This is a genomic window from Bacillus sp. JJ1127 (assembly GCF_036965845.1).
Lineage (GTDB): Bacteria > Bacillota > Bacilli > Bacillales > Bacillaceae_G > Bacillus_A.
The window spans coordinates 1-1,754 of sequence record NZ_JBALQK010000401.1 but is presented as its reverse complement, the minus strand read 5'-3'; the positions used below and the strand labels follow the sequence as shown (position 1 = coordinate 1,754).

Genomic DNA, 1,754 nt, shown 5'->3' with positions numbered 1-1,754 from the left:
TGCCGATGATGGAAAATAATCCAATGTCAAATATGATGCCGCAACAGTATCCGTACTATCAACAACAAAATCCGTATTATAACATGCCATATCCACAAGGAGCACCAATTGCATCGCAATATGCTTCGATGCCAAATATAATGCCAATGGAAAACAACATGCCACCAATGATGCCAGAAGAGGAGGATTGTGGGTGCGGCGGTGAGGAAAGAACTTTATATAGTCCACAGCCAGGCGGACCACAGTACGCGCGCCCTTTATATTATCAACCAACACAGGCTGCATATGCACCTCAACCAGGTACAATGTATTATCAGCCAGATCCGCCAGATATTTTTGGAAATCCACTTGTGGAAGAAGAGGAATAAAGAGAACTTTATGGAAAATTTTAGGGGATTACTAGTGAAATATTAACAGTGTAAAAACCTTCTTTGTTACTCATGATAAGAGGGAGCTTTTCAAAAGAAAAGTTCATTCTAACAAGGGAGGTTTTTGTATTGAATAAAAAAGTTAAAATTATTGCCGCTTCTTTGTTAGTTACCAGTGCATTAGCTGCATGTGGTACACCTAAGAATAAAAGTGCAATGGATGGGCGTAATGCGAACTACAATTATGAACGTACATCTTATTATGATACACAACCATACAGAAATAATGTAACACGTACAAATCAATATACAGATTATGTAACATATCGAAATGGAAATAGAGTTACAGATAATGTATATGATCGTCGTAATGATGTTGGATATAACTACTACCGTGATGTAAATTACCACGGTCAAATGGCAAATCCATATCCAACTCGTAACGTTACAATGAATAATTCATACATGAACAATGATGGTAAAACTGCAGAAAGAATTACAAATCGTGTTAAGGGTATGAATAATGTGGATCGTGTTTCTACAGTTGTGCGTGGAAATGATGTAGTTATTGCAGTGAAACCACGCAATCCAGTGACAGATGAAACAGCAATGGCAAATGAAATTCGTCAAGCAGTTGCGAATGATGTGAAAAACCGAAATGTATATGTAACAGTAAAAAATGACATGTTTGAACGTGTAGATACGATAAATACGCGTCTGCGCAGCGGAACAGTTACAAACGATTTAAATCGTGATGTAACAAATATGTTCCGAGACATTCGTGCTAGCCTTACTGGAACAGTACGTTAACAAAAAAAGAGGAAGGGGTATACCTTCCTCTTCTTACATAAACATGTTTTTAGCGATTTTATTTTTAGACTAAGTAGTAATCATTCGTCATGATTCTGTAAACGATTTTTCTTGATAAAGTAACCAGCAGAATAAGAAGCTAAAAAGCATAAAAAGAAAATACTTCCCATAAGAATAGCTTCCCGTAGTGGCCTGTCAGGACTGAAAATAACATAGATAATTGCAAAAATGATTCCTACAATAGCAGAGCGTAAAACAAGCTTATAGTAAGGGGTCAATTTAATTCCTTTTTTATCTTCTTCTGCATCAATAGAAATTCCCATTTGTAAATAGCAGAGAAGGATACTTGTTAGCATGAATAATAACCATAATGGAGATTTTGTAATTTGATCTATTCCATTAGTAAAGCCAATATAAGCTAAAATCACTATTATACCAATCGATTGAAAGATAAATGCAATTCGTATGTTTTTTAAATTTTGTAGTATGAGACGTTCATCTTTTATTTTTTTCAACATATTCATCTCCAGTTACCATATTTTTCGTTAGTTTTCATAATAATTGTAACATATATAT

Annotated in this window: 2 protein-coding genes and 1 pseudogene; 2 read left to right on the top strand and 1 reads right to left on the bottom strand. The window is 34.8% G+C overall.

Annotated features, from left to right (window positions below; translation table 11 throughout):
• Nucleotides 1-368 (top strand): annotated as a pseudogene (locus V7183_RS25135) (peptigoglycan-binding protein LysM); the annotation flags it as partial.
• 129 nt (nt 369-497) lie between these two features.
• Complete coding sequence (locus tag V7183_RS25130; RefSeq protein WP_097897049.1) at nt 498-1,178, top strand: YhcN/YlaJ family sporulation lipoprotein; 681 nt, start codon at nt 498-500, stop codon at nt 1,176-1,178.
• An 80-nt stretch (nt 1,179-1,258) separates the two neighbouring features.
• On the opposite strand, the gene V7183_RS25125 is transcribed toward V7183_RS25130, so the two are convergent.
• Nucleotides 1,259-1,702: a branched-chain amino acid ABC transporter substrate-binding protein gene (locus V7183_RS25125; protein WP_335361234.1), complete on the bottom strand. Its 444-nt coding sequence runs from the start codon at nt 1,700-1,702 to the stop codon at nt 1,259-1,261.
• Nucleotides 1,703-1,754 lie beyond the last annotated feature (52 nt).